Origin of the sequence: Microcoleus sp. Aus8_D2 (assembly GCF_036702665.1) — a bacterium.
Lineage (GTDB): Bacteria > Cyanobacteriota > Cyanobacteriia > Cyanobacteriales > Microcoleaceae > Microcoleus.
Genome location: NZ_JAUBUN010000011.1, coordinates 73,800 through 100,268, shown reverse-complemented (window position 1 = coordinate 100,268; position 26,469 = coordinate 73,800). Strand labels below are relative to the sequence as shown.

Below are 26,469 nucleotides of genomic sequence, written 5' to 3'. Positions count from 1 at the left end.
CAAGAAAAAAAGAGAGAAGGGGCGCTATGTAGTTGTATTTAACTGTCAAGCTGTCAGGAAAAAGGCTTTTCCCAAAGGATATACCAGTTGGTCGGGGAGTAACATTTAGCGGCCTTCAAAAGTTACCTCAATCTGGGAAATCCGGATTGTTACCGAGGTAGGTTGTTAAGTAGTCGAGGTGGTCTATGAAAAGTTAGAATAAAACGCAACTGTCAAGCGTATTATTACCCTAGCCGTAACGATATGCGCCAATATTAAAGACCTCTAAAACCGATTCCTTGAAGCTCCGTAAAATTCTCACTTCTAACTTCTAACTTCTAACTTCAAGAAACCAGGTGTTTCTTGCTCCTAAAAATAGGAGCCACACCCGACGGTGAGGAGGTTATTAATTGCTGAAACCCTTGCTTTTATTGGTTCTGACTTATCTGGCGACGATAACTAAAGCCTTCTGACTTCTGACCTCCGTTAAATTCGTTAAATCCGTGCTTGCGAATCCGTTGCCGAACTTCCTTCTTCCGAATGCTATAAATACCTTCCCTTGTGCCAAAAATTTCTCAGTCAGCTTATAACCGATCGCCCCCAAGTATAGGGGAAAGTTCCCAAATGCCAGATTATGGCATTTGGGAGCCGGTTAACGCATAAAAAAGTCAATTTAGCCAACAACTGACGGCCCCGGTGCCCCCGGCCTGCTGGCGGCTAACTGCTGAAAGCCGATCGGGCAAGCAGCACCCTTCCAGCTTTTAGCAGTAACGCAAACGAGGAAAAAACTGTCGTGAAATTCCACTGGCTACTACCGAGTTTCTTAAGTGTATTTTTGCTCGCCGGAGCCGCCGAAGCAGCCAGACTGCAATCTTGGCGGTTTGATGCTTCAGAGAACCGGCTCTACATTAGAACAGAGGGGGGAGTGCAACCCAAAGCTCAACTGATTTTCAACCCCACGCGGTTGGTAATCGACTTACCGGGGACGAGTCTGGGCAGTCCCTCAGTCAGCAAACCGCTCTCAGGGGCGATCGAATCTGTGCGAGTAGGGCAGTTTGACGACGATACAACCAGAATTGTAGTCGAGCTCAGAGACGGGTTTACACTAGACCCCCAGCAAGTAAAATTTCGGGGGATTTCTGCCAGCGAGTGGACAGTGGATTTGCCCGCACCAGTCCCAGGAGAAAGTCAAAATCCGATTTCAGAACCCGGGGGAGAAAGGTTATCGGTTGAACCTTCACCACAGTCCGCCCAGTCTGCCGAGGCGACTGTAGTTCAGAACGTTCAGGTGACGGCGGACGGTTTTTTAGTCCGCACTGCGGGCGGCCGCCCCGAAATTAATTTTCAACAAAGCCGAGCCGGGGACATCGCCACCCTCGATATAGAAGGAGCTACTTTAGCTCCGGGCGCGGGCGGCCAACAACCTCAAACGAACGGCAAGCACGGGGTTGACAAGATTGAAGTCAGGCAATTGCCAACAGACCCGCCCGTTACCCGCGTGACTTTGCGGATGAAGAGTTCTAATACTCAGTGGCGCGCGTCTGTGAGCAATTCGGGATCGGTTGTGCTATCGCCAGGGGGCACGAGCGGGCCAATTCTCACGCGTTCAGGGCCTATACCTGTTGGGAGACCAGCTCAGGGAACTTTAGCGAGAGTTCAGTCCATTGATTTAGCCAGTAACGGCTCGCAACTGGTGGTGAGAACTGACCGCCAAGTCTCCTATACCAGCGGGTGGGACCAGGCGTCGAGAGCTTACTGGATCAGAGTCGCCTCTAGTTCCCTGACGGGGCAAATTCCTCAGCTCGATGGCAACAGTCCTGTATCGTTTACTGCTAGCCAGGAAGACGCGGAGACTGTGGTGATTTGGGTGCAGCCGCGATCGGGGGTACAGGTAGGCAGGGTGACGAGACCGAACCCGCAGATGCTGTCTTTGCAGTTGCGATCGTCCAATGCTAGCGCGCAGCAGCCTGTGACTCGCGATCCAAATCCGCAGCCGTTGCCGAGAAGGACTATCGGAGCGGGTGATTTGCCCCAAGCTTCTAACCGCCGCGTCGTAGTGGCGATCGATCCCGGCCACGGCGGCCGCGATCCAGGTGCTGTAGGCATTCAGGGTATTCAAGAAAAGGAGATTGTTTTAGATATCTCCTATCAGGTGGCGAGGCTGCTGGAACAACAAGGCGTGCAAGCCGTGATGACTCGGACTGACGACAGCGAAATTGACCTGGAACCGAGAGTTGCTCTGGCATCGCGGGTGAATGCTACTTTGTTTGTCAGCATTCACGCCAACGCGATCAACATGAGTCGCCCCGATATTAGCGGGATTGAGACTTATTATTTCGATAGCGGGGAAGATTTAGCCCGGGTGATTCACGCCAGTATTTTGGATGGGACGGGGGCGAAAGACCGCCGGGTGCGGCAGGCGAGATTTTATGTTTTGAGGAAAAGTTCTATGCCTTCTGTGTTGCTGGAAGTCGGTTTTGTCACGGGCGCTGAGGATGCTGCGAGACTTTCGGATCCAGCTTACCGCAGTCAAATGGCGGCTTCGATCGCTCGTGGCATTTTATATTATCTTCAACAAAGATAATATTATTGTCTGAGGGATTGGGCATGGGGCATGGGGCATGGGGCATGGGGCATGGGGCATGGGCATTGGTAATTGGTAATTGGTAATTGGTAATTGGTAATTGGGCATTGGTAATTGGTAATTTTACTGATGGCTAATGACTACTGACTAATGACTAATGACCAGCCTTCGGCTTGCTTCGGCTACGCGGTTATCGAGCGAAGTCGAGATACAGCACCAGTCGCTCTTCGGCTAAAATGACTAATGACTACTGACTACTGACTAATGACTGCTGACTAATGACAAAAGACTAATGACTAATGACTACTGACTAATGACAAAAGACTAATGACTAATGACTACTGACCATTGACAAAAGACTATTGACAGCTAACAAATGACAACAGACTCCAGACAACAAAGAATCGGTATTTTTGACAGTGGCGTGGGCGGTTTGACTGTTTTGACGCAGTTATACAAACAATTGCCCAACGAATCAATACTTTATTTTGGAGATACCGCAAGGCTGCCTTACGGCACTCGGGCTGCGTCGGAAATTGTGCATTTTGTCCGCGAAATTATGGCCTGGCTCGTGGAACAAGATGTGAAAATGGTGATTATGGCCTGCAACACCAGTTCTGCTTTGGCGATGGAGATGGTGCAGGCTGAGTTTGATATTCCGGTGCTCGGAGTAATTCTGCCGGGGGCGCAGGCTGCGGTGCAGCAAGGTAAGCGGATTGGAGTCATTGCAACTCCGGCTACGGCTGCTAGCAATGCCTATCGAAATGCGATTTTGGAAATGGACGATTCTTGTCGGGTATGGCAGGTTAGCTGTCCGGCTTTTGTGCCGCTGGTGGAGCAAAACCGGATTCACGATCCTTATACTTCTGAGGTGGCTCGGGAATATTTGGCTCCTTTGATCCAGCAGCGGATTGATACGCTGATTTACGGCTGTACTCATTATCCGCTGTTGGCTCCCGTGTTGCGATCGCTCTTGCCTGCTGGGGTGAATTTAATCGATCCTGCGGTGCGGGTGGTGGCTGCTGCGGCGAGAGAATTGGAGGTTTTGGGGCTGCGGAATCCTGGGGAAGCGCTGCCGACTCGTTTTTGCGTGAGTGGGCCTCCGCAGCAGTTTGCGGATTTGTCGGTGCAGTGGCTGGGCTGTACTCCTGCGGTTGAGAAAATATCTCTGCCGACTGTTGTCCGATCGCCCGTATCCGTCGAATCTGTCGAATAAGCTGGCAAATTTATCGATCGTTCGTTAGCGAAGCCCTCAAAGAGGATCGCACAAATCCCACACCAGTTTCCCAAAGGAATGCAACTGTAAGCAAACTCCAAACCCTTATGTGACAAGTCATTCCCCATTCTTTTATCAAAAATCGAAAATCCCCTATCGAAAATCGTATCACCCCCCACATTCCAGGCTTTTCGGGATTTGGGGGGTTTAATTATTGCGATCGCAGGTAGCAATCAATCATCAATCTGTAATAAGATTTAACAAAAGCTTTGATGAACAATGCAAATAACGTCCTCTATCTGCTGGAGCTCTTCAGCCTTGAACCATGTCACCCTATATATCGCAAGCAGTATTACTTGTAGACGGCTATAACATGATTGGACTTTGGCCTCGACTCCGAGAGAAGCGCGATCGCGACGAACTCGAAACAGCCCGCCGCGAGTTGATTGAGGCTTTAGTTAACTACAGCGCTCTTCAAGACTTTGAAGCCCGACTGGTGTTTGACGCTCACTATCGAGACACTCCCAGCGTCAAAGAAATTATTACTAAAAATTTATCAGTGCACTACACTGACTTCGGTCAGACGGCAGATACTTATATTGAAAAGTCTTGTGCTAGTTTGCGCTACGAGTTGCGATCGATCAAAGGCAAAGGGCGGATGATTGTCGCCACCTCAGACCGAGCGCAGCAATTGACCGTAGTTGGCTACGGTGCCGAATGGATGTCCGCCGAACAACTAGCGGCTGACGTAGAATCCACCGCCCGCCGCAGCGAGCGCCAGCACAAATCCCGCAAACAAAACTCCAGTCGCTTTCTGTCGAATTCCCTCGATCCAGAATCGCAGCAGCGACTTGCCAGAATGAGAATGGGGCTGCATTAGCTGCCCAAACCCGCTTTCTGTACGATCAAAAAAAAGTTTGCCAAAGGCCTTGCCAAATCGAATCTGTTCAGCTACTATTAGTAAATGTGGGTGACAAAAACCACGTAATCCTCGGTAGCTCAGTGGCAGAGCGATCGGCTGTAATGAATGCAAGCCTTTGGTATTAACCAAAAGCCCTAGTGACATAGCAGCTTTATCCGGTAACGGATACTGAAAAATCGGGTGAATTCAAGGAAACCGCAGCACTTCGGGTGGCGGCAATCTTGAGCCAAGTCCAGCGAAAGGCAGTGGTTTCGACCACAAGTAGCCGGAAAGGTGCAGAGACTAGAGATGAGGAGCCTAACCAATAAATCTCACAGCGCCCGACATCCCGCGACAGATATTAAATCTGCGTTTTAGGGATGATGATATAGTCCGCGCCCTTCGGAAACGTTGGGATAAGTGTAACCGATTGGTCGTAGGTTCAAATCCTACCCGGGGAGTTAGTAAAAATCTGAAGTTGGAAGTTTCCAGCTTCAGATTTTTTTGTTTATTTTGCCATCAGCTTTGTGTCTATCGTAATGTTATGGGACTTATTACTTTACTAATTGCTTTTCTGAGCCTTCATCTTTAAGAGAGCAACTAAGAGAGCAATATCTTCAGCAATAGTTTCAGCCATTCCAACATGAGGAATTTGAAAATTTGGAAGCCAAATAGTTATCTGCTCATCCTTAAGCGATGGATCTGAAGATTTTATATGGGTTTTTACAATTACCCAGAGAGCTTCTTGGATTTTCTCAATCCTTTTCTGCTGGCTGATATTCTTATCCATAGGCGGTGAATAATCCCATTTAGAATGATAGTTCAATGCCGACAATTCAACTTGAAGAAGTGCTATTTTCTGTTTGACTGGGTTATTTTCAAGTTCTGTTTCAATTTCTGTAGCAAATACCCAGTCTTGTATAAGCTCGTTGTGTTGCGAGTCAGATAAGTCATAATAATCTTTTTCTGGTATTCCGAGTTCTTGTGCTGGGTTCTGCTCCAGATGATTTATCCTTCGATCAAATTCCTGATGAGCTAATATGTTTCCAATCAAGGCATCTACAGTTGTCAATTTCACTTCTTCATGCAAATCATTAAACTGTTTAGAACCAACAACTATATAGGGAACATAGCTTCCATGAGCCACCTTGAGTTTGAGTTCCATCCAGGGCTTTCTGTATTCAGGAACACCATATTGGTCTCGTGCATAATATTTATGACTCGTATTAAAACCTTCCCCCATACCATCAAATTCAATGCACAATATTGGCTCATCATTTCGGTTGCATACCGTGTAATCTATTGATGTCTTCTTAAGAATATTTTTATCCTTATCGGAAATTGTTAGTAATTTGATAGATGAAGATTCAATACTTTTATGATAGCCCTGAACAGCTAGAGATATGCGAGACATATAATCCTCTATATCAACAATATGATTAACATTAAAAACATTGAGATATGGAAGATTGTGCCAAATGTTATATTGGTTTCCCCAAGTTATTTTGAGTTTTTCATAGTGACTGCGCTCAGCCATACTTGCAAAAACTGACTTATTGATTCCCATAAAAACGTCTAAAATTCATTGCGAACTAATTCAATCATAGCTTTGAAGTATCGTTTTGCTGATGACTTCATGGCTATTTGACTTCAAATAATAAAAGATGATCTTACGGCTGCATCCTCACTGATAACTGAAGCAACCTAATGTTGCCGATCGCCCGCCACAGATAAGCCACATGATAACCAGGCAACTCTCGACGGTAGGTAGAAATGGGTTTTGCTCGAACACGCACGCCTCGCCATTTTTTTATGATACTACTGAGTAAAAGGATTAAGCTAGATATAATATAGAATTACCCTATTCCTTAATCGTCAGGTGCGTCAGAAACAAGAGTTTCGAGTTGCATCAAGTATCTGGCTGACGCACCCTACCGAATATTATGGAATATTAAACATCGCGTTCTGTCCGCACCCATTTGGTTTGCCGCTTCAGGATAAAACCGAGATATAAAGGGATTTTCCACAGGATGTAAAAAGGTACGGATAATAGAGTTGCGCCGGAAATGTCGGCACGCCCGAATTTTGACCAAGCGCTGACAATTGAAACTAAAATTAGCAGTCCTTGTATTCCTAACAAGACGGCAGGAATGGGCGATGCTCCGATGATTGCTGCTAGTATGGAGACGGCAAAAGCAGCTACCCAGATAGCAACTAAAAGCGATAGGGGAGGGACGGATAAGTCAAGGGCGATCGCCATTAAGTCAAAACGCTGTTGCTCGATCGAAGCTGTCGCCAGCCTGGGAGTTTGGGTTAGTAAGGTTTGCAGGTGTCCGTGTTCCCATCTGGTTCTTTGAGTTTTAGCTACTTGCTGTTGCTGCGGCAAACATCCGGTGACTCGGGCTTCGGGACAGAATACGGTTGGATGTCCGGCGATCGCCAAATCCAAACTCATTTGCATATCTTCGACGATGTTGCCGCTGGCTAAGGGAACATCTCGAATGATTAACCAGGGAAAACCCATCCCCGTACCTGTGAGCAATGATGGGAATCCTAACTGTTTTAATCCGCTGGGGCGGACTAAGTTTTTAACTAGAAATGCTAAGGCTGAAATGGAATCTTTTGGGGTAGGATTGGGTGGCTGTTCCATTAAATATGTTGCTTGGACTGGCCTTTGTTCTGCCATTGCTACGCGGGCTAATTTCTCGATCGCGTCTGGCTCACAGATGCAGTCGGCGTCAACCATGATAATTACTTCTGGGGGGGCTGAGGCGATCGCAGTCAAGCCAAAATCCAGGGCGTATCCCTTCCCCCTGCGTTCTGTGTCGTGGCGCTCGATCGCACTTGCACCGCAGTTACGGGCGATTTCTGCCGTATCATCCGTGCAGTTGTCAGCAATCACTAACAGGCGGTCTTGGGGTGTTAGCTGCGGCAATATGGTGGAGATGGTGGCGCCAATTCCTGCTGCTTCGTTGTACGCGGGAATTAAAACTGCCACTGTGGGGCGCCCTTCTTGAGTTTCGGCTGTGGGGCTCAGGCCCGACAAGAAAGCTGCACTGCATTCTAGGAATAGAACTGCAACGGGAATTAGCAGGATTAGGGCGATCGCCAAGAGTACAACATCAATAAATATGAACGCTAGCTGATTTATTTGCACAATTCTAGTACCTTAATTTAATTTAATTTGCTGCGGTCATTGAGTTGATTAAATCAACTTGCACCTTCGTTAACTCAGGGAGCAACGATCTCTAACCTATCTGAGCCGAAAACATCAGCCTTATTAGGTTCGATCGTTCGGAATGCAAGTCCTCTCTGGGAGCGGACTTGCATTCCGAACGATCGAACCAATTTGATTGCAGTCGTTCCATCGAATATGATATCATATCATGTCGATTCTTACAATCTTAAGTAAATCACTTAATTCAACCTCAAACAGGCCCCCAATTAAGAAACCCGGCATCTCACAGAAACCGGGTTTGGGGTTGTTCTGCTTTTAATCGACTAAAAACAACGAAGCAACCTCTAAACTATTTTCAAGTTACGCTGCATCGCGGACAGGAACAGGTTCAGATTGTTTTTTTGTGTACTGTGCCGCCGGTACAAATTCTCTGACATATCTCGATATCGATCGCAAATATCCCACTTCTGCTTGAAGAGAATCCAGTGTAGAAAGACTCTCAATTAAGTCCTCAAATTCATCAGCAGTCACTCCAGCACTGTTCAAGACTTCTTGGTTGAGCCGCCCGTAGATTCCTTGCAGGAGAAGTTCGACAATCTCACTGTAGTCAGCGATTTCTGTTCCGTAACCTTGCAATTTCTTCGGATTGACTCCCCACTGCAAAATCTTCAACAACTCTTGGGGAGAACTCCACGCAAAAGAGGAAGCAATCACTTCTTTTTCTGCTGCGACTAGAGCGTGCTTGATTTCCACTTCCGGTAAATCTGGAGTGCTGATTAAGTTTTCTAGGTTCGACACTTGTCGATCTAACACGCGCAAAGAAAAAGGAGCTAATTCTACAGTCACCATGTCGCCAGCATCGTCAACAATTCTCAAAGGATCTTCCAGAACATTAATTAGGAGGTGAATGTCTGTAGGGTTGCTCCAGTCAAACTGTCCGAGGAAAAACGGTTCTTCGTATCCCGGTAAAAGTCCTTGAAAATAAATCGGCAGATTTTTGCCTGATTCAAGAATTTTATAAAGAGCGACTTCCAAGGTTTCTGTCGGCCATCCGAGATTGCTGACGGCGACAAATTTCAGTTTTCCGGGAACGGACACCACCAGAGAGTTCAGCAATAAATGTACGGCTTCGACAAGATTTTGAGCGGTGACGTAGCGGTGGGGAGCGTGAACGTTGACAATTTTACTTTGCTCTACTTTTTTGGACATTTGCTCGCAAAACAAGCTATTTTCCAACATATGAGTAAACCGAACCATCCCATAAGTGACGTTTCCTGCTTGAGCTGCTTTAGCAAATTGCCATTCGGCAAACTTCTTTGATGCCGCGTAAACTTCGGTTGTAAAATATCTAGATGTTTTGCCTGTGGAAGAGAAGATGCAGTCTTCTACGCCGTATTCTTCGGAGAGTTGGATGACGTGTTTGCATCCTAACAGGCTGGTTGTCACTGTTTCTCTGATTTTGATTTCAGCTAGTCCGGGTTGGCGTTGGGCTGCTAGGTGAAAAACGATCTCTGGTTTTTCTACCTCAAATATGTGTTTCAGCGCCTCCAAGTTGCGAATGTCGGCGGCATAGAAAGTTACTGCACCTTCTTTATTAAAGTGTGGGAGAGTTTCTTCGGGGTTTTGACATCGGGCGTTGTCTGCGGAAATAATTTTAGTTGCGCCTAACTCGATGAGTTTTTCGATTAGGAAACCGCCGACGCATCCTTCTCCGCCGGTTACGAGAATGGTTTTTCCTTTGATTTTGCTACTGACTGCGGATGCGTATAGGTGAATGCTGCGATCGCGCACGTCGGTAAAAGGTTCGCGATCGAGTTGTCCGTCGGCTTGATAGGCTGCGATTAGCTGTGCGGTGAGAGTTTGTAAGGCTGCTAGGATTTCAGGATTTTGCGGTTCGGGAGAACCCTGGGGAACTAGCTGCTGGATGCGATTGATTATTTCGGCTTTGCTAGGACCTTCAAACACTTCTGATGGGTTAAATGCACTGTTCACTTTCTTGGCTCCTGTAAATTAGAGAAATACGCTTCCTGATCGGCGAGTTGTTAAACAGATTTTCGAGGGACTGAATGTTTTAAAGTCTGCTTGATTTTAGGATTTTTTAGACAGAAAGCGACTTAATCGGAAAGACACGCGAGTGGAGTTCCTACTAATTACTTGTATTCAGCCTACTTGTAGTTTTATTAAGCGCTTGTTTCACCTGGTTACTTTTGCGATCGGCAAAGTCGGAACCTTTGCTGTCAAAAATTTGTCAATACAACTATAAACTTAAGTTGCTGGCTGTTGGCAATACTCAAAACATATCTTTACTATTTCTTTGCAATCACCTGCGACTCTTCACGCAATTTTAAAGTTAATATCAGGTAGCATCGGCGTTAACCAAGCTTAACATTATACTTGACAGTGATTATACAGCATTTTACTACTTCGGTAGATTGTATCGCAGACTACTAAGCATAGTCAGAATTTAAGTAAAGATACGCACAATAGCGCCCAAGATTGTGGTCTGCCGAAAATATTGCTACTTATACCATTAACAAAAAAGAATGCAACTGTAGGTAAGCTCCAAATCCATACACAATAAGTCATATCATGTCCGGTCGATTACCATAACAAAAACGATTCGTAGTGCGGACGCTAGCGTCCGCAGCTTTTTGCGGACTTTCGGGCGCACGTGCGTTCCTTACTTATTGCGGTCAATCGACCGGACATGATATCATTCCCAATTTTTTCATCTAAAATTGTTCGACGGCGCTGACGCCGCAGTCTCAAATCTCAAATGGTATTAATTAGTGGGGTAGGGCTGCTGTACCTACCCCTGTATGTGTGATGCTACTAGGCGCGAACGATGCGTTCTTTTTTGCTACCTTCAAAGTCGCGAGCCGAGCCAACTTCGTAGCCTCCAGTCCGCAAGCGGCGGTCTAAATCGCTGGCTTCGGGAGAAGTTTTTGTTGCTTCTTCGATCGTCACTCTGCCCTCAAGCACAAGTTTGTAAAGATCCTGGTTGATAATTTTCATTCCCTCATAAGTATCAGTTTCCATCAACCGGAAAGCTTCATCATCAGCACCTTTCATCAGGTAATCGTGCATGGCCGGCGTGTTCACCAAAATATCGTGAACTGCGACGCGGCGGTTGTCAACTGTTGGCAGCAAAAGTTGGGCAATTACTGCTACTAAAGAATCGCAAATTTGAATCCGCATCGCCTGCTGTTCCTCGGGCGGGTAGAGGTTTAACAAGCGGTTAAGAGCGTTGATAGCGCTGCGAGTGTGGAGGGTTCCCAATACTAAGTGACCAGTTTGAGCTGCTTGTAAGGCTGTATTGATGGTAACGCGATCGCGCATTTCCCCGATCAGGATGACATCGGGGTCTTCCCGCAAAACTGCCCGCAAAGCCTGCTGGAACTCGTGGGTGTGCAAGCCGACTTCCCGCTGGCTGACCAAGCATTTTTTAGAAGGGTGAATGAATTCGATCGGGTCTTCAATTGTAACTACGTGCTTCTGTTCCGTCTGGTTGAGGTGGTCGATCATCGCAGCTACTGTTGTCGATTTCCCTGAACCGGTAGGCCCGGTAATCAAAATTAATCCCTGCGATCGCAAAATGATATTTTTGAGAACTTCTGGTAATCTCAAGGAATCGATAGTCGGTATTTCCAAACTGATCAACCGCAATACTAGGGCGCCGCCGCTGAGGGAATCAAAACAGTTTAGCCGACACCGCACGAAGCCAGGGTAAAAAATTGCTGAATCTAATTCCTTGGTAGTTGCAAATTGTTTTCGCTGTTCGGGACTGAGAATTTCGGCTAAGTAATGTTCAAAAATTTCTGGCGTGACTTTGGGGTGGCTGGTTGCTACTTGCATGACGCCCCGAATCCGAAATCGAGGTACTTGGCCGACTCGAATGTGAATGTCGGAAGCCGAGGCGGTATGGGCATCTCTGACCATTTGTTCGATCGTACTTACGGGAGTCTCAACAGCCCGCTGCTGGTGCTGGTGCTGCTGCTGCTGCTGCTGCGCAGGGGGGTGTGCAGCAGGCGCCGGTGGTGGTGGTGGCGCGGGAGTTGCAGCCAAGGGCGGCGGGGGCGGGGGTGTGCGGCGGGCGATCGGGTCGGGTCTAACGGGTGTAGGATTGTTTAAGGGGTTCATTTTTTAGTCTCCAGTCAGTCGATTTGAGATTTGAGATTTGAGATACTTCGACTTCGCTCAGTACAAGTTTGAGATTGACTCGCAGCGCCGTGAATCTGGGAGTTTCAACTCTTAGTCTAAAATTTGGGGATTGACCGTGCGCGATCGAGTGTCGGGATCTTGTATCCGTTATTGGGCATGGTCAAAGTATCATTGAAAAAATTCCCGATTTCTAATCTAATCGCTCGCTTGCTAATTCGGTGCTAAATGGTGAGAATATTTTACAATTAGGCTTGATGGGCGATCGACTAATTAACAATTTTAACTTGTATGAACATCGGTCACAAAATTGCCGACTGGCTCGAAAATCGCGCTGTTACTCCTGCCTACGCGGGTTGGCTGCTCTCGGGGATGACGGTGTTCTTTTTTGGTTCTGCTACTAATACAATGTCTGGGTGGTTGTACGCCCTCAGCGGTGGGAGTTTGGCGCTGCTGGGAGTAGCGGCGGTTTTGCCGGCAAAATCGCTCCGTTCCTTGGAAGTCCGCCGCCACCCGATCGAACCGGTGAGTGCGGGCGATAAAATCACCGTGGAACTAGAAATCGAAAATCGCGCCCGCCAACCTAAAACTTTGTTGCAAGTGGTAGACATCTTACCGTTTGTATTGGGAAAAGAGCTTGTCCGCCCGATCGAGATCGTAGAGCCTAAAAGTATATACAGGGATACATACTACGTGGAAGTCCCGCAGCGGGGCGTCTATCGCTGGCAAGAGGTGCACTTGAGGACGGCGGCGCCTTTAGGGTTGTTTTGGTGCCGTCGCAGCCGCCCGGTAAAAGCGGTGGCGGTGGTTTACCCGCAGGTTTTGCCGTTGAGCACTTGCCCTTTGATCGATCGCATCGGTCAAGAAGACAGTCCGCAATTGTACGATCGCCTGCGATCGCAAACCGCTACCGAAGGCCTCACCCGCAACCTGAGACCTTACCGTCACGGAGACCCCACCCGCCTGATTCACTGGCGCACCAGCGCCCGCTACGGAGAACTGCGGGTGAGAGAGTTAGAAGTTGCAGCAGGCGGTCAAGAAATTATTATTGCTCTTGACAGCGCTGCATTGTGGCAAGCAGAGGAATTTGAAAGAGCCGTGACAGTAGCAGCGTCTCTTTACTTCTATGCTAGCAAGCGCCTGTTAAACGTCAAACTTTGGACTGCCCGAACCGGACTTGTATCCGGGAACCGGGTAGTTTTGGAAACCTTGGCGGCGGTTAATGCTGCCGAAGATGCGATCGACTGTCGATCGCAACTGCCGATAATTTGGCTGACTCAAAACTCTGCAAGTTTAAACACTCTTACCCAAGGTAGTCGTTGGGTACTCTGGCCGAGTGCCACTGCCGAAACAGGCGAAAGACTGTTAGTAAAACACGATTTACCGGGTTTGCAAATTCGCTCGGATAGAGCTTTAGAACTTCAGTTACAAGATGCTTTAGAAAGAGCGATTAGTTATTAAGATTAAGTGGATGAGTTTTTATGTATTCTATTATTGGTTTGTAGTGCGGACTTCAGTCGGCACTCCGGCTGCGGACTCGCATTCCTCACTACAAACCATTGTTTTAGGGGTAATTGACTGGATTTGAGAGGGCAAGCTTTTGCCTATTTCAATCGCATATTTGGGGCGCGCTCAGAGTTCGCGCCCCACAAGATTTTAATTGTAGAGAGATAGTTTAATTTCAATGGCGAGCCGATCGCACTCGTTTACTGACAAGAAAATGTCAATCCCGGTTAATCTGTAGTGTCGGGGAGAGTTTCGACTACATACTCCGGTACATAGTCCCCCAGATTCTCGGGTCGCTTCGGGGGCAATTTCTCGGGCAATTTATAGGGCAAATTCTCCGGCGGATGCTCGGGCTTGACTCGCCGGATCGGGAGATTTGCAATCAGTGCTGTGGCCCGCTGGTCGCTTTCAAGGCCGAACTCTGATTCCGTAGTATCGATTTCCACGTAGCGAGACACCACCTCTAGAATTTCTCGGCGCATCGACTCAACCATTTCAGGGCTGAGCTCTGAGCGATCGTGGGCTAGAACCAGTTTGAGGCGGCGTTTTACATCGTCGCGGCTGTTGTCAGGCGTGCGCGGGAAAAGTCGTTCGAGAAGTGTATATATCATGGGTCTGGCGGTTTTGTCAAGGGTTGGGCATAGAAAAAATCAGTCGATTTCAGATTTTCGATTGGGGCATCATTGATTCCCGTCTGGTTTGGAGCTGGCAAAGCAGTTTCATTCTTTTCGGGAACTTGTATCACTTGGAAACAATCTCGGCTAGTTTTTGTGATGCAGTGGCTGCTGTTAAAGGTCGATCGCCAATATTGCAGCACATCACATAATTTTAGTGTTTAAGAACTTGCGGAGGCGAGTGAAGAAGTTTTCCCGACGGGGATTGAGATCTAGAAATTCAACTTTTTCGCCTTCTAAGCGGCGGGCAATATTGTCGAAGGCAGTTCCAGCCAAAGAGGCCATTTCCGACAATACTAATGGTTCGCCTCGGTTGGTGGAAACAATGACGCGCTCGTCGTCGGGAACGACGCCTAACAGCGGAATGGCGAGAATTTCCCGCACGTCTTGTACCGACATCATATCATTTGCCAGCACCATTGCAGGCCTGATCCGGTTGACGATTAGCTGGATTTTCTTGACGTTGTTGGCTTCCAGCAGGCCGATGACTCGATCGGCATCGCGGACAGCAGCGATTTCTGGAGTAGTGACAATAACGCCTTCTTGCGCCGGGGCGATCGCATTTTGGAAACCCTGCTCAATTCCAGCCGGAGAGTCGATCAAAATATAGTCATATTTTGCTCCCAACATCCCCACAAGCTGCTTCATTTGCTCGGCGCTGATGGCATCTTTCATGCGAGTTTGGGCCGCCGGCAACAGTACCAAGCGCGGCTGCCGCTTGTCTTTCACCAAAGCTTGCTCTAAGCGGCACTCTCCGGCGAGAACTTCTAATGCCGTGTAAACAATGCGGTTTTCTAAGCCCAGCAGTAAGTCTAAATTTCTGAGGCCAAAATCGGCATCAATTACGGCAACGTTGCGCCCCCGCTTAGCTAAAGCCATGCCGAGATTAGCTGTCGATGTGGTTTTTCCGACTCCGCCTTTCCCTGATGTAACAACAATAATGCGAGCCATAAGCGATTTTAGATTGATTGGGCATTGGGCATTGGGCATTGGGCATTGGTCATTGGTCATTTTACCCAGAGCGAAGTCGAAGGGTGGTCATTGGTCATTAGTCATTTTACCCGCTCGCGAAGTCGAAGGGTGGTCATTAGTCATTTTACCCGCTCGCGAAGTCGAAGGGTGGTCATTGGTCTGATGTTTTTTTGGCAATTTGCAATTATTATTTAGTGATTTTGCCACAATCTGTTATTCATTGAATCAACTCAACACTCAAAACTCATAACTCTCATTGTTCTACGAATCATCTCTGAATTTGCACTTAAATTTGAAAATTTCCTGGACTAAGTGATTGAGCTCATACCAAAATTATCAAGCGCCGACTGAAAGAGCAATAGTATTGCCAATGACTAATGACTAATAACGTTCGCCATCCCGGGACGCTCGCACTGACGACTAATGACTAATGACTACTGACTACTGACTAATGACTACTGACTACTGACTAAGGACCAATTAACTGCGATTTGTCAAAATCAGAGGCTCTACCGATCCGAATCCCCTGAGGCGTCACATAGGCGACTTCCGGGAAAAACTGAGCGGGTGAGGTTTCTGGGCCTCTGGCAACGTACTTAGCAATCCTAATCACCATCGGTTCCATCTGCAAGGTCATAATCACGCTTTTGGTGTTGCCACCGGCACCTGCGTGCACGACGCCCCGCAAACGGCCCCAAACCAGGATATCGCCTCCGGCGACGACTGAGCCACCGGGATTTACGTCTCCCAAAAGTACGATCGTCCCGGGATGGCGAATTTCTACGCCCGATCGCACAGTCATCTGCAAATATAAAGGTTCCGCCAGGGATTGCGGTTTGTCGGCGGATTTACTCAGGGTAGAAACCGGAGGCTGCTGTTCTACAGAATAGCCTGCCGTAGCTGCGGCAACGGCGGTTTGGCGGCGGCTGGTGTGGACTCGTTTGAGTTGCAGATCCACTTCCAAGAGGGCATTGGCAATCTCTTGCAGTTGGCGGATATCTAAAAGTCGATCGCTCCCCATCAATTGTACTTCTGCATTCGGCTGCCAAAAGCGTTCTCCAGCATTCAGCCTGACTTTTAGCTGTTGCCAAAGTTCAGTCCAAGTCGATGCCGTACCAGTTGCGGATTCGTTGTTGGTTTCTGGCGGAAGTAGCAACAATAGCTGTCCGTCTTCTGTCTTGAGTCGGACTTGCAGATCTAAGCTGACTTCGGGCGTTGATTGAGGGGCGGCAGCAGCGGCTGTGGAGGCATCGGGTGTCATGGAACGGTTCGATCTCAGGTAGGGACAGGTTAACATCAATATTAGCTTGAGTCGTCTTTTGTCTCAGCCTTTGGGACGAAAAGTCTGGTTTTTTTATTTTTAACGGCAGGTATCACAATTCTATTTCGTTTGTGAACAAGATTTTTTTTTATTCACCGCAGAGGGCGCAGAGAACACAGAGAAAGAGAATCAAGAGAAGAATAAGGTAGGGTGTGCACTGCGCACCGAAAGCGCGATAAGTAGCGCGTCAAATCACTTTTTTCCTAAGTTCTGTAATTATTAATTTACAATTACCATGCAGCAAATAGAACGTTATCGTGGCAGTTTGATCGGTTTGGCAGTTGGCGATGCTTTGGGAACAACCTTAGAGTTTTGTCGCCCCGGAACCTTTGAACCCATTAAAGATATGGTTGGCGGTGGCCCATTTCACCTGCAACCGGGACAGTGGACAGATGATACATCAATGGCACTTTGTTTAGCTGAAAGTTTGATTGAGAAAAAAGATTTCGATCCAGTCCATCAATTAGAAACTTATGTGAAGTGGAAGCGAAACGGACATTTGAGCAGTACGGGGAAGTGTTTTGATATTGGCAATACGGTTCAACAAGCACTTTGGCTGTTTCAAGATACAAAAAAGCCTTACTGCGGTTCTACCGACTCTTGGGCTGCTGGAAATGGTTCGATTATGCGTTTGGCTCCCGTACCTTTGTTTTATGCTAAAAATCCTTTAGAAGTCATACAAAAATCTGGAGAAAGTTCTCGAACTACTCACGGTACTGCTACTTGCGTCGATGCTTGCCGCTATTTTGGTACTTTAATTGCGGGGGCTGTAAATGGAGTTAGTAAAGAAGTTTTGCTGTCGGAAAGATATTGTCCGATCGCCGAATATTGGGCCGCGCACCCCCTGGTGGCAGAAATAGATGAAATTGCGGCGGGTTCTTTTAAACGGCGACAACCTCCTGAAATTAAGGGTACCGGTTACGTGGTTAAATCTTTGGAGGCAGCTCTTTGGGCATTTTACAACAGTTCGTCTTTTGCCGAAGGGTGTTTGTTAGCCGTGAATTTGGGCGACGATGCGGATACAACTGGTGCGGTTTACGGACAGTTGGCGGGGGCTTTTTACGGCGAATCTGCTATACCACAAAAATGGATCTCGCAATTGACCGATTTCACTCTAATTGCATCTTTCGCCGAACAACTGTTAACTGTAGGACTTACGCACGGGTGACTAGAAACCGAGTTTTTATGCAACACTAGCCGTAGGGTGCGTCGCGATCGAAAATCCCCGCATAAAAATCGACCATCTCACAGATCCGCACCTGACCAAATAATTATGTAAACAAGCAGCATTTACACTTTTGAAAAACACAAAATTTGTCGTTTTTTTTATAAACAATATTATACCATGCGTGAAAAAATATTGCTACAATAGAGCTGTTGGGCGGAGTGAAACGGAGGGTTGTTTCCTCCACCCAATGCGTAAGGTGCGGATCTATTAGATATGAGGTGAAATTTAGGGATTGATGACAAGCGACACACCCTACGACTACTGTTGGATGATTTGGGAAAAATGGTATTACTTTGGCTCTCGCAATACGTAGCCAACTCCCCGAACAGTATGCAGCAAGCGTTGTGAATTACTTGCTTCTAACTTAATCCGTAAGGCGCGAATATACACTTCAATAATATTTGACTCGCCCATAAAATCGTAACCCCAGACTTTTTCTAAAATGCGATCGCGCGTAATGACTTGACGGGGATTCCGCAGCAAAAATTCCAACAAATCAAACTCTTTAGCGGTGAGTTCAATTAGTTGATTTCCTCGATAAACTTCACGAGTTAAACAATTTAAGATTAAGTCTTCAAATTCTAACTGATCCAGGTCATTGGGTTGAGTGCGGCGCAGGCGTGCTTTGACCCTCGCTAGAAGTTCTTCCATACTGAAAGGCTTCGTCACATAGTCATCAGCGCCAGCATTTAAGCCGGTTACGCGATCGGGTACTTCATCCTTTGCTGTTAATATAATTATTGGTACTTGCACGCCAGTCGATCGCAATCTCAAACAAATATCCAATCCAGAGATACCCGGAAGCATCCAATCTAAAATCAATAAATCCGGTTCAGCCGTGCGGGCGAGGGTTAATCCATCCAATCCATTGGGAGCGACAGTGACGTGATATCCTTCCAGAGTAAGTTCAGATTCGATGAACTTTGCCAGTTTAGGGTCATCTTCAACAAGGAGAATGCGATCGCTCATAGCTGCGGATTCCAGATAGGTAAGGTGATAGTAAAAATACTACCTTCTCCCGGTTTAGAGCGGATCGCGATACGTCCTTCCATACCTTCGATCAGGCTTTTGGCGATCGCCAATCCCAGCCCAGTACCGTCCCTAGAGCGCGTCATCGACTCATCCACCCGGTAAAACCGCTCAAAAATCCGGTTTTGATGCGGGAGAGAAATCCCAATTCCGCGATCGCGCACATGAACCATCACCTGCTGTTCCCTCTTTTCTAAGACTAACTCAACAGGTTGTTCAGCAGCAGAATACTTGATAGCATTATCAACTAAATTAATTAAAACTTGTTGCAAACGATCCTGATCCGCACAGGCGACAACATCCTCATCATTTGACACCAAAATAACTTTCCGATTGCTAACCTTTGCGCTCATTTCTGCCACCTCAGCCACCAGAGTATTCAAAATCACCGGATGCAAACGAAAGTGCAAATTGCCGCTATCAGCCCGCGCCAAATCGAGCAAATCTTCTAACATCCGAATCGTGCGTTCAGTTTCACCAACCGCCGTTTCCAGTGCTTGTTGCTGATAGTCGCTTAAATTAGTGCTGCGCCGCAGCAAACTTTGTAAATAACCAACTACCACCGTTAGAGGAGTGCGTAATTCGTGGGAAACATTACCGACAAATTGGCGCTGTTGCTCCCACGAACTGGATAATCTAAACAACATTTCATTAAAGGTTTGTGCAAGTCCTAAAATCTCATCAGGAGCCTGATGCAGTTGGAGTTTTGCCGCCTGCAAATTATCAGCAGACAAAGTGCTAGCAACCTGACTCATCTCTTCCAGAGGGCCCAGAGCGTGACGAATGCGACTGGCGATCGCCACCATCAACACTAAGATTACCACAATACTGACAACAATTAGACTGCGAATCGCATCATTTAATTCACGTTGCTCATCAGTGATATCTTGAGAGAAATATACCGTACCCAGCAACTCATTTTTAATCCTCAGAGTCGTGCTACAGATCACCAAATAGCGATCGTCCACCCGAACAAAAGTCGGCTTAGCGGGTACTTCCGTCAACGAGATCATGTTCCTAATCTTAGAAGATTGCATATCCATATCAGGTGAACTCACCAAAAGCATCCCATCATTGCGTTTCACCCACACCATGATTCCGCCTGTAGAAGCTTTCTGGACGCTTCGGGTTAAACCAATTTCTAGGGAACCCATTTCACTATAAAGCTCAACCTGTTCGGGAAAGCGCGTTCCAATATATTCCAGCGTTTGTTTGTGGGCACCGACTAGATTTTGTGACCTTTGCCAGCCAGCCCAAAATGCCACACTGCTAAGTCCTAAAATAGATAGTACCAGCAATTCGCGAGTCAGGCGAAACTGAAGCGAAGAAGTCGAAATTCGCTTACCCGTGAGATGGTTAATAGTGGCTCTGACTTGGCGAATCTGCTTCATTTGTTTGTCAGGTATAGTGAGGAAAATTCAGCCTTAAAATTAGATAAATACCAACTAAATTATGACTTCAATCGAGGTCAGAAACCGGGTTTTTTACGAAAATCCTTCGTTTCAGTCGGGAGATTCGCTAAAAAAACCCGGTTTCTTGGGTATCAATGGGTAAGTCCTGTAGATAAAAAAATCATCAGAATACTCGCTTAAAAGTTTTCCGCCGTACCTTTAATATGATTAAACTCAAAGCGCCGAGCATAATCTGCTTCACCATAAAGATTAAAACTAATAGTTGGTTCATCTCCGAGCGCTTCCACATGATGAATCGCATCGGGCATTAAGCACAAAACGTCACCAGGTGCAAGCAAAATTTCGCCCACTGTTTGAATTTTATCGGGAAACTTCGGAATTGGCGATCGCCTCCACAAAGTATTTTTCTCCTCTCCGCCCAGTAGCGCTACCAGTCCCCAACTAGCATGATTGTGAATCGGAGAAACCGCACCCGGAGCCCAAGCCACCAACTGCACAGTCAGAGGAAAAAATGGTTCATCATAAAGAGTTTGTACCGCCCATCCCGTCTCCGAGTCAGGTTCAAGCACAGAAATTTGAAACCACGGGGAACTATCTAACAACCTGCGGACAAGAGGACAAATTGCCTGGAGTCGCAAATAATCATCACTAATTTGCTCTAATACATCTTCCAAATCAGTTAAAAACCGATAAAGTCGGTAGGGATGAGTCAAATTTTCAATTTGACTGGTATCATCACAAACATGGTACTGTCCATCATTAGTCACAAACAAGTTTTTTCCTGTCATAAATTTGACACCAATAGTCAGGGTTGATCGGGTGCATCTGGTTTTTGAAGAGGGCGAAGCATGACCGCATATAAGTTATTAGTTATCATCTTATATTGACGGAGGTCATGCTATAGCCCCTACGGATATATTCGCCAAAACCAGATGCACCCGGGTTGATCTCTACTCTATAAGATATTCCTCCTACCTAGATGATGCGTTCCTAATTCCTAGATGAATTTTTGCTGAAGAAATGGGCCGATCGAGCCTTCATAGTTTTATCTCCCATCCATCTCTTCCTCATCTAGCCCTCATATTCTTGAGTGTTAATGTAAATAACCTCAAATATTGAGAACAACAAAAAGTCGCTGACTTGCCAGAGAGCAAGAACTCTCAAGCAAATATCGGGTCGGAAACTACTAACTATTCATCGGGAAATTAAACACATGAAAGTAAAATACATTACCACACTCGCCATTGCCACCATTCTAGGTTTCGCAACAGCTAATGTTAGCTACGCCAATCTCAAAACTTCCAGCAACTTAAACTCTACAACCGTTTCATCCAAGATTGCAGAAGCCAATCCTTGTGCTGGTAAAGCCAATCCTTGTGCTGGAAAAGCCAATCCTTGTGCTGGTGCCAATCCTTGTGCGGGTAAAGCTAATCCTTGTGCTGGTAAAGCTAATCCTTGTGCTGGTAAAGCTAATCCTTGTGCTGGTAAAGCCAATCCTTGTGCTGGTAAAGCCAATCCTTGTGCTGGTAAAAGCAGCACAACAACCGTTCATCCTAAGTATTACACCGAGAAAGGTGTGGCTCTTGATGGTCAGGATGTCGTAGCCTATTTCACCCAAGGCAAATTAGTGATGGGAGCTAGCCAATTTAAACATAATTGGGGTGGCACAACTTGGATATTTGCGAGTGCAGCCAACCGCGATATGTTTGCTAAAAATCCTGAAAAGTATGCTCCTCAATACGGTGGATATTGCGCTCAGGCTGCCAGTGAAGGAAATCTTGTTGTCACTCAGCCAGATGCCTGGAAAATTGTTGAGGGGAAGCTTTATCTCAACTATGACAAGAAAGTACAGGCACAGTGGATGGGTGATATTCCCGGACACATTGCTTTAGCAAACAAGAATTGGCCGAATATTCTCAATAACAAAGAACTGTTTCGTTAACTTCAAATAAGAGTGACTCGGATCGTTCACCATGATATAGCATATTCCACGTATATGTGGTACATACGATCGCGGGTTCTCTCCCGTGTAAGGTGCGGATCCATCTATAATCTGCAAGTTCTATCCTAGATATAGGAAGCGACGCACCCTACAAACTGGGGTAGCCACGGGGCACTACCCCTACAAATTTTGTGAATCATTTAGGATTGCTATATCGATCGCCCATGGTGAAGCATATGCCTGTCAGCAGGCTGCGCCAACGGATCTAAAGCCTGAAATTTATTGCTCAGATTATCGCCCGAATGCTTCACCCTTACAGGTATATAGCAATCCTAAATGATTTGTGTAATTCTTGTAGGGGCTCTTCCCTAGCCCGGTTGCCCGATAGATAGGGGGTAGGCACGGCAGCACTACCCTACAAGTGTTTGATTCAATTTCAGATGCACGCCTCAGAGCCGGAAATCATCCAGCAGCTCAAAGGGTTGGGAATTGGTTGGATTTGGAGTACCTACAACCTTTTAATTATCAGCATTACGCTGTTAATATTGTTAGATGCTCCTAAATCCGATCGATACGAATAATTTGATTTGCGTCGATTGGTACGGCTGGCGATCGACGGACAAATCTTTTGGGGCATGACTACTTTTATTTCTGAAGTGGGAGTTCATCTAGAGATTACTCAAGCCGGATTCCCGGCGCAGATTCCAGGAGAAATGCTCCCAGTCAAGCTCAAAATTCTGGAAGATAATTTGAGGCTGCAAGGAGAGATAACTAGGGTAGATTTTAGCAATGAATTTCCCTCGGTACACATCCGGTTTGATGAATTGGCTTTGCCGCAACATCGATGTCTGGTGGAGATGTTGTTTTGTCGTCCGAATCAATGGAAACGCTCTTGCGATCCTGGTGAGTTAAAGTCTCTCTTCTTGTTATTTGGGATTTTATTGAAGCCTCGGGTTTTGTTCGATCGCGATCTGGCGATCGATTTCGTGAAAATCTCAAAAGTTTAGTTTTATCAAGTTTAAAAACAAAAAGGTGCTTTATGGAATTTAAAGATTTTATGGCTTTGCTGCATCCTATTGTAGCTGTGGCGATCGTTTTTCCAATGCTGGGTATTGTGCTGAATATGGCTTGGCAAACCAGGCAGCGCCGCCAGCAAGTTGCATCTGGGGATAAGAGCAAAATTCCCCCTGTAGTCGGCTCAGAACACGTCAAAGCAGGTAAAATTCTGTCTGGATCTGTGGTAGGAGTGACGCTGTTGGGTCTGGGCTACCCGATTTTTGAGCATATTTTGAGCAAGGATGTTTGGAGCAAAAACTCGTTTCAGGTAATTTTCATTGTGCTGATGTTTGTTGCTACCATTGCCTCTTTGGTCATGTTATATCGATCGACACCTGCTATGTGGCGGGGCGTATTTGCGACATTGACGGGTGCTGGCTTGGTGATTCTTGGCGCTCAAGATGGCGTTTATCGGCGCACCGATGAATGGTATTGGTCTCACTACTACATTGGCATCGCCGCTGCATTGCTGATGGTTTTCTCCCTGGCGATCGTTCAAGACATTTACAAAGATCGATCGAATCGCTGGCGCACTGTCCATGTCATCTTGAACTCGATCGCTGTGCTGCTGTTTCTGGGACAGGGAATGACCGGAACCAGGGATTTATTAGAAATTCCTCTGAGTTGGCAGAAACCCTATATTTATAGCTGTGACTTCCCCAATAAGACTTGTCCCAAACCGTGAGCGATCGGATTACTTGGACAGTCCTGGACACAACTGGCACTCTGATAGTGGTTGATATAAGGTACGTTGTTCCGCAAAGAGCGCTCTTTCATGTTGTGGAAAAGAGCGCCCAAGCGCAACAACGTACCTTATATTTTTAATCTGAAAAAAACTCTTGACATTTGCCGCAATCTGTGATTTACCAGTCCCGGTATTTTTATAAAGAAATATTTGCAAATCTTAAGTTTTTATTAAATTAAGTATTATAATTGTCATAACTTTCAACTAAGTATTTATTCTCAATATCATGATAGCGGATCAATTTCCTTGGCTGACCGCAATTGTCATGCTACCCCTCGTAGCTGCCCTCGCCATCCCTTTTCTGCCCGATACAAACGGCAAAACTGTGCGCTGGTATGCCCTGGGCGTAGGCATTGCAGATTTTGTATTAATGTGTTGGGTGTTCTGGACGCACTACGATCCGAGCATCTCTGCTTTCCAAATCGTTGAACAGTATCCCTGGATACCTTCTTTAGGCCTCAACTGGTCTATTTCGGTTGACGGATTGTCAGTTCCGCTGGTGTTGTTGGCGGGATTGGTGACGACGCTATCTATTTTTGCTGCATGGGAAGTCGATCGCAAGCCGCGACTTTTCTACTTCCTAATGCTGGTGATGTACTCGGCACAAATCGGAGTATTTGTCGCCCAAGACATCATGCTGCTGTTCATTGTTTGGGAATTAGAACTAATTCCGGTGTACTTGCTAATCTCGATTTGGGGCGGACAAAACCGCCGCTACGCAGCTACCAAATTCTTGATTTACACCGCCGGCGCTTCTATCTTTATTCTCGTCGCTGCCTTAGCAATGGGATTCTACGGCGGAGGAAACGTTACCTTCGACATGGTAGAACTGGGCTTGAAGGACTATCCGCTAGGTTTAGAAATCCTACTTTATGCGGGATTGTTGATTGCCTTCGGCGTGAAACTCGCGATTTTCCCCTTTCACACATGGCTGCCTGATGCTCACGGTGAAGCATCTTCTCCTGTGTCGATGATTCTGGCCGGCGTGTTGCTGAAAATGGGCGGCTACGGATTGATTCGCTTGAATTTGGAACTTCTTCCGAAAGCACACATTTACTTTGCACCGATTATGGCGGTGCTCGGCGTAGTTAACATTATCTACGGCGCGCTGAATTCCTTCGGCCAAACGAACATGAAGCGCCGCTTGGCGAATTCGTCGATTTCTCACATGGGATTCGTGTTGTTGGGTATTGCTTCCTTCACGGATTTGGGAATCAACGGGGCGCTGCTGCAAATGATTTCCCACGGTTTGATCGCCTCAGTATTGTTTTTCCTGGCTGGCGTGACTTACGATCGCACCCATACCATGATCATGGACGAGATGGGCGAGATTGGAAAAGTAATGCCGAAAGTGTTTGCCTTGTTTACAGCAGGCGCGATGGCTTCTTTAGCACTCCCCGGGATGAGCGGTTTTGCTAGCGAATTGTCAGTTTTTGTGGGCGTCGCAACTAGCGATATTTACGGTACTTCTTTCCGCGCAGTGATTGTGTTCCTGGCGGCAGTGGGACTGATTTTGACACCGATTTATTTACTCTCGATGCTGCGACAGTTATTTTACAACTGTGGAACATTGGCTGCTTGCGATCTAGAAGATCTAGATTTAAAGAATCAGCGAGATAATCTGGATGAAGCGGTTTGTTTCGGTAATAGTTGCGTTTTACCTGGTGACGCCAAGTTTATCGATGCTCAACCTCGCGAAGTGGCGATCGCATTTTGCTTCTTGATACCGATTGTCGGCATTGGTTTTTATCCAAACATGGCGATGCAGGTTTACGACGCAAAGACTGTGGCTGTTAACGCCGAAGTCCGCCAATCTTACACCCTCATCGTTCAACAAAATCCTCAGATTTATGCGAAGGGATTTTTGGCACCCAAAATTGCACAGGCTCCAACAGTACCTGCTTTGGGCAAAATTACTGGAACTCAATCTGCATCGGCTTTCGGGATTGTCAAGTAATTTTATCAAATTCTGTTTTTGTTAAAAATTGGGCGATCGCTTTTGTTAAAGGGCGATCGTTTTTTTGTTGCAGAAGGCAGATTTGACAGTTGACCTGGGACAGTTGACCTGGGACAGTTGACACAATCGTAGGGTGCGTCGCATCGCAAATTTATGCGAAAAAATCGACAATCGAGCGAGCGACGCACCACGCAGAATTGTAGGGTGCGTCGCATCGCAAATTTATGCGAAAAAATCGACAATCTCATAGATCCGCACCACGCACCGGGAGCATCAAGCGCGATCGCACTCTAATAAAAAATGCTTTTTTCGTAGGGTGCGTCGCCATCGAAAATTTATGCAAAAAAATCGACAATCTCATAGATCCGCACCACGCACCGGGAGCATCAAGCTTTTTTCGTAGGGTGCGTCGCCATCGCAAATTTATGGCAAAAAACCGACAATCTCATAGATCCGCACCACGCACCGGGAGCATCAAGCGCGATCGCACTCTAATAAAAAATGCTTTTTTCAAAAATGAGATACTCCCGACGCACCTTAGACTTCTTGCGCTCATTCACAAACTATTTTGATTTGAAATGAATCGGGTGCATCTCTATTTTGCAAGGGCG

23 protein-coding genes are annotated in these 26,469 nt (G+C 46.7%); 12 read left to right on the top strand and 11 right to left on the bottom strand.

Going from position 1 to position 26,469, the window contains the following annotated elements; translation table 11 throughout:
• The first annotated feature begins 772 nt into the window (after positions 1–772).
• The 3 genes from QUB64_RS11530 to QUB64_RS11520 all read left to right on the top strand — a co-directional run bounded on the left by QUB64_RS11530 (position 773) and on the right by QUB64_RS11520 (position 4,659).
• Positions 773–2,563: an N-acetylmuramoyl-L-alanine amidase gene (locus QUB64_RS11530; RefSeq protein WP_333273046.1), complete on the top strand. Its 1,791-nt coding sequence runs from the start codon at positions 773–775 to the stop codon at positions 2,561–2,563.
• Between the two features lie 376 nt (positions 2,564–2,939).
• Positions 2,940–3,779 (top strand): glutamate racemase, encoded by an 840-nt coding sequence (gene murI / locus QUB64_RS11525; protein ID WP_333273049.1) that lies wholly within the window; start codon positions 2,940–2,942, stop codon positions 3,777–3,779.
• 325 nt (positions 3,780–4,104) lie between these two features.
• Entirely contained in the window at positions 4,105–4,659 is a 555-nt protein-coding gene (locus QUB64_RS11520; protein ID WP_333273052.1) for an NYN domain-containing protein, read from the top strand.
• Positions 4,660–5,242: 583 nt separating this feature from the next.
• On the opposite strand, the gene QUB64_RS11515 is transcribed toward QUB64_RS11520, so the two are convergent.
• From QUB64_RS11515 to QUB64_RS11495, 5 genes are all read right to left on the bottom strand, one after another.
• Positions 5,243–6,247, bottom strand: coding sequence for a hypothetical protein (locus QUB64_RS11515; protein WP_333273054.1), 1,005 nt, complete (start codon positions 6,245–6,247; stop codon positions 5,243–5,245).
• A gap of 103 nt (positions 6,248–6,350) precedes the next feature.
• Complete coding sequence (locus QUB64_RS11510; RefSeq protein WP_333273057.1) at positions 6,351–6,476, bottom strand: hypothetical protein; 126 nt, start codon at positions 6,474–6,476, stop codon at positions 6,351–6,353.
• Between the two features lie 155 nt (positions 6,477–6,631).
• On the bottom strand, positions 6,632–7,837 hold the full coding sequence (locus tag QUB64_RS11505) for a glycosyltransferase family 2 protein (protein ID WP_333273061.1): 1,206 nt from the start codon (positions 7,835–7,837) through the stop codon (positions 6,632–6,634).
• 381 nt (positions 7,838–8,218) lie between these two features.
• Positions 8,219–9,850 carry a polysaccharide biosynthesis protein gene (locus tag QUB64_RS11500; protein WP_333394065.1) on the bottom strand — a complete coding sequence of 544 codons (1,632 nt, stop codon included), beginning with the start codon at positions 9,848–9,850 and terminating at the stop codon, positions 8,219–8,221.
• An 840-nt stretch (positions 9,851–10,690) separates the two neighbouring features.
• A complete protein-coding gene (locus QUB64_RS11495) occupies positions 10,691–11,998 on the bottom strand; it encodes a type IV pilus twitching motility protein PilT (protein ID WP_333273067.1) in 1,308 nt (435 codons plus the stop codon).
• 309 nt (positions 11,999–12,307) lie between these two features.
• Here QUB64_RS11495 and QUB64_RS11490 point away from each other — a divergent pair, with 309 nt between their 5' ends.
• On the top strand, positions 12,308–13,477 hold the full coding sequence (locus QUB64_RS11490; protein ID WP_333273069.1) for a DUF58 domain-containing protein: 1,170 nt from the start codon (positions 12,308–12,310) through the stop codon (positions 13,475–13,477).
• 272 nt (positions 13,478–13,749) lie between these two features.
• Here QUB64_RS11490 and minE read toward each other — a convergent pair whose 3' ends face one another.
• Complete coding sequence (gene minE, locus QUB64_RS11485; RefSeq protein ID WP_442921650.1) at positions 13,750–14,133, bottom strand: cell division topological specificity factor MinE; 384 nt, start codon at positions 14,131–14,133, stop codon at positions 13,750–13,752.
• Between minE and QUB64_RS11480 the strand changes: the two genes are divergently transcribed.
• Positions 14,121–14,348: a hypothetical protein gene (locus QUB64_RS11480; RefSeq protein WP_333273072.1), complete on the top strand. Its 228-nt coding sequence runs from the start codon at positions 14,121–14,123 to the stop codon at positions 14,346–14,348. The genes minE and QUB64_RS11480 overlap by 13 nt on opposite strands.
• On the opposite strand, the gene minD is transcribed toward QUB64_RS11480, so the two are convergent.
• Positions 14,341–15,147, bottom strand: coding sequence for a septum site-determining protein MinD (minD, locus tag QUB64_RS11475; RefSeq protein ID WP_333273075.1), 807 nt, complete (start codon positions 15,145–15,147; stop codon positions 14,341–14,343). The genes QUB64_RS11480 and minD overlap by 8 nt on opposite strands.
• On the opposite strand from minD, the gene QUB64_RS11470 reads away from it, so the two are divergent.
• A complete protein-coding gene (locus QUB64_RS11470; protein ID WP_333273077.1) occupies positions 15,137–15,331 on the top strand; it encodes a hypothetical protein in 195 nt (64 codons plus the stop codon). The genes minD and QUB64_RS11470 overlap by 11 nt on opposite strands.
• 306 nt (positions 15,332–15,637) lie before the next feature.
• Here the strand turns inward: QUB64_RS11470 and minC are convergent, their stop codons facing one another.
• Complete coding sequence (gene minC, locus QUB64_RS11465; RefSeq protein ID WP_333273080.1) at positions 15,638–16,429, bottom strand: septum site-determining protein MinC; 792 nt, start codon at positions 16,427–16,429, stop codon at positions 15,638–15,640.
• A 295-nt stretch (positions 16,430–16,724) separates the two neighbouring features.
• Here minC and QUB64_RS11460 point away from each other — a divergent pair, with 295 nt between their 5' ends.
• Complete coding sequence (locus QUB64_RS11460; RefSeq protein ID WP_333273082.1) at positions 16,725–17,657, top strand: ADP-ribosylglycohydrolase family protein; 933 nt, start codon at positions 16,725–16,727, stop codon at positions 17,655–17,657.
• Positions 17,658–18,005: 348 nt separating this feature from the next.
• Here the strand turns inward: QUB64_RS11460 and QUB64_RS11455 are convergent, their stop codons facing one another.
• From QUB64_RS11455 to QUB64_RS11445, 3 genes are all read right to left on the bottom strand, one after another.
• Complete coding sequence (locus tag QUB64_RS11455) at positions 18,006–18,686, bottom strand: response regulator transcription factor (protein ID WP_333273085.1); 681 nt, start codon at positions 18,684–18,686, stop codon at positions 18,006–18,008.
• A complete protein-coding gene (locus QUB64_RS11450) occupies positions 18,683–20,137 on the bottom strand; it encodes a HAMP domain-containing sensor histidine kinase (protein WP_333273088.1) in 1,455 nt (484 codons plus the stop codon). Before QUB64_RS11450 ends, QUB64_RS11455 begins: the two co-directional genes overlap by 4 nt.
• Before the next feature lie 197 nt (positions 20,138–20,334).
• Positions 20,335–20,946 carry a cupin gene (locus QUB64_RS11445; RefSeq protein WP_333273090.1) on the bottom strand — a complete coding sequence of 204 codons (612 nt, stop codon included), beginning with the start codon at positions 20,944–20,946 and terminating at the stop codon, positions 20,335–20,337.
• Between the two features lie 425 nt (positions 20,947–21,371).
• Here QUB64_RS11445 and QUB64_RS11440 point away from each other — a divergent pair, with 425 nt between their 5' ends.
• The 5 genes from QUB64_RS11440 (at position 21,372) to QUB64_RS11420 (ending at position 25,858) form a co-directional block, all read left to right on the top strand.
• Positions 21,372–22,100, top strand: coding sequence for a YHS domain-containing (seleno)protein (locus QUB64_RS11440; RefSeq protein ID WP_333273093.1), 729 nt, complete (start codon positions 21,372–21,374; stop codon positions 22,098–22,100).
• A gap of 440 nt (positions 22,101–22,540) precedes the next feature.
• A complete protein-coding gene (locus QUB64_RS11435) occupies positions 22,541–22,681 on the top strand; it encodes a hypothetical protein (protein WP_333273096.1) in 141 nt (46 codons plus the stop codon).
• 6 nt (positions 22,682–22,687) lie between these two features.
• Positions 22,688–23,107, top strand: a complete 420-nt coding sequence (locus QUB64_RS11430; RefSeq protein ID WP_333273098.1) for a PilZ domain-containing protein — start codon at positions 22,688–22,690, stop codon at positions 23,105–23,107.
• A gap of 32 nt (positions 23,108–23,139) precedes the next feature.
• On the top strand, positions 23,140–23,841 hold the full coding sequence (locus QUB64_RS11425) for a DUF4079 domain-containing protein (RefSeq protein WP_333273100.1): 702 nt from the start codon (positions 23,140–23,142) through the stop codon (positions 23,839–23,841).
• A 286-nt stretch (positions 23,842–24,127) separates the two neighbouring features.
• A complete protein-coding gene (locus QUB64_RS11420; RefSeq protein WP_333273102.1) occupies positions 24,128–25,858 on the top strand; it encodes an NAD(P)H-quinone oxidoreductase subunit 4 in 1,731 nt (576 codons plus the stop codon).
• Positions 25,859–26,469 lie beyond the last annotated feature (611 nt).

Coding starts and splice junctions, on each gene's coding strand:
- murI (WP_333273049.1), top strand. CDS start 2,940: ATGACAACAGACTCCAGACAACAAAGAATCGGTATTTTTGACAGTGGC.
- QUB64_RS11520 (WP_333273052.1), top strand. CDS start 4,105: ATGTCACCCTATATATCGCAAGCAGTATTACTTGTAGACGGCTATAAC.
- QUB64_RS11515 (WP_333273054.1), bottom strand. CDS start 6,247: ATGGGAATCAATAAGTCAGTTTTTGCAAGTATGGCTGAGCGCAGTCAC.
- QUB64_RS11495 (WP_333273067.1), bottom strand. CDS start 11,998: ATGAACCCCTTAAACAATCCTACACCCGTTAGACCCGACCCGATCGCC.
- QUB64_RS11490 (WP_333273069.1), top strand. CDS start 12,308: ATGAACATCGGTCACAAAATTGCCGACTGGCTCGAAAATCGCGCTGTT.
- minE (WP_442921650.1), bottom strand. CDS start 14,133: ATGATATATACACTTCTCGAACGACTTTTCCCGCGCACGCCTGACAAC.
- QUB64_RS11470 (WP_333273077.1), top strand. CDS start 15,137: ATGCGAGCCATAAGCGATTTTAGATTGATTGGGCATTGGGCATTGGGC.
- minD (WP_333273075.1), bottom strand. CDS start 15,147: ATGGCTCGCATTATTGTTGTTACATCAGGGAAAGGCGGAGTCGGAAAA.
- minC (WP_333273080.1), bottom strand. CDS start 16,429: ATGACACCCGATGCCTCCACAGCCGCTGCTGCCGCCCCTCAATCAACG.
- QUB64_RS11460 (WP_333273082.1), top strand. CDS start 16,725: ATGCAGCAAATAGAACGTTATCGTGGCAGTTTGATCGGTTTGGCAGTT.
- QUB64_RS11455 (WP_333273085.1), bottom strand. CDS start 18,686: ATGAGCGATCGCATTCTCCTTGTTGAAGATGACCCTAAACTGGCAAAG.
- QUB64_RS11450 (WP_333273088.1), bottom strand. CDS start 20,137: ATGAAGCAGATTCGCCAAGTCAGAGCCACTATTAACCATCTCACGGGT.
- QUB64_RS11445 (WP_333273090.1), bottom strand. CDS start 20,946: ATGACAGGAAAAAACTTGTTTGTGACTAATGATGGACAGTACCATGTT.
- QUB64_RS11440 (WP_333273093.1), top strand. CDS start 21,372: ATGAAAGTAAAATACATTACCACACTCGCCATTGCCACCATTCTAGGT.
- QUB64_RS11435 (WP_333273096.1), top strand. CDS start 22,541: ATGCACGCCTCAGAGCCGGAAATCATCCAGCAGCTCAAAGGGTTGGGA.
- QUB64_RS11425 (WP_333273100.1), top strand. CDS start 23,140: ATGGAATTTAAAGATTTTATGGCTTTGCTGCATCCTATTGTAGCTGTG.
- QUB64_RS11420 (WP_333273102.1), top strand. CDS start 24,128: ATGATAGCGGATCAATTTCCTTGGCTGACCGCAATTGTCATGCTACCC.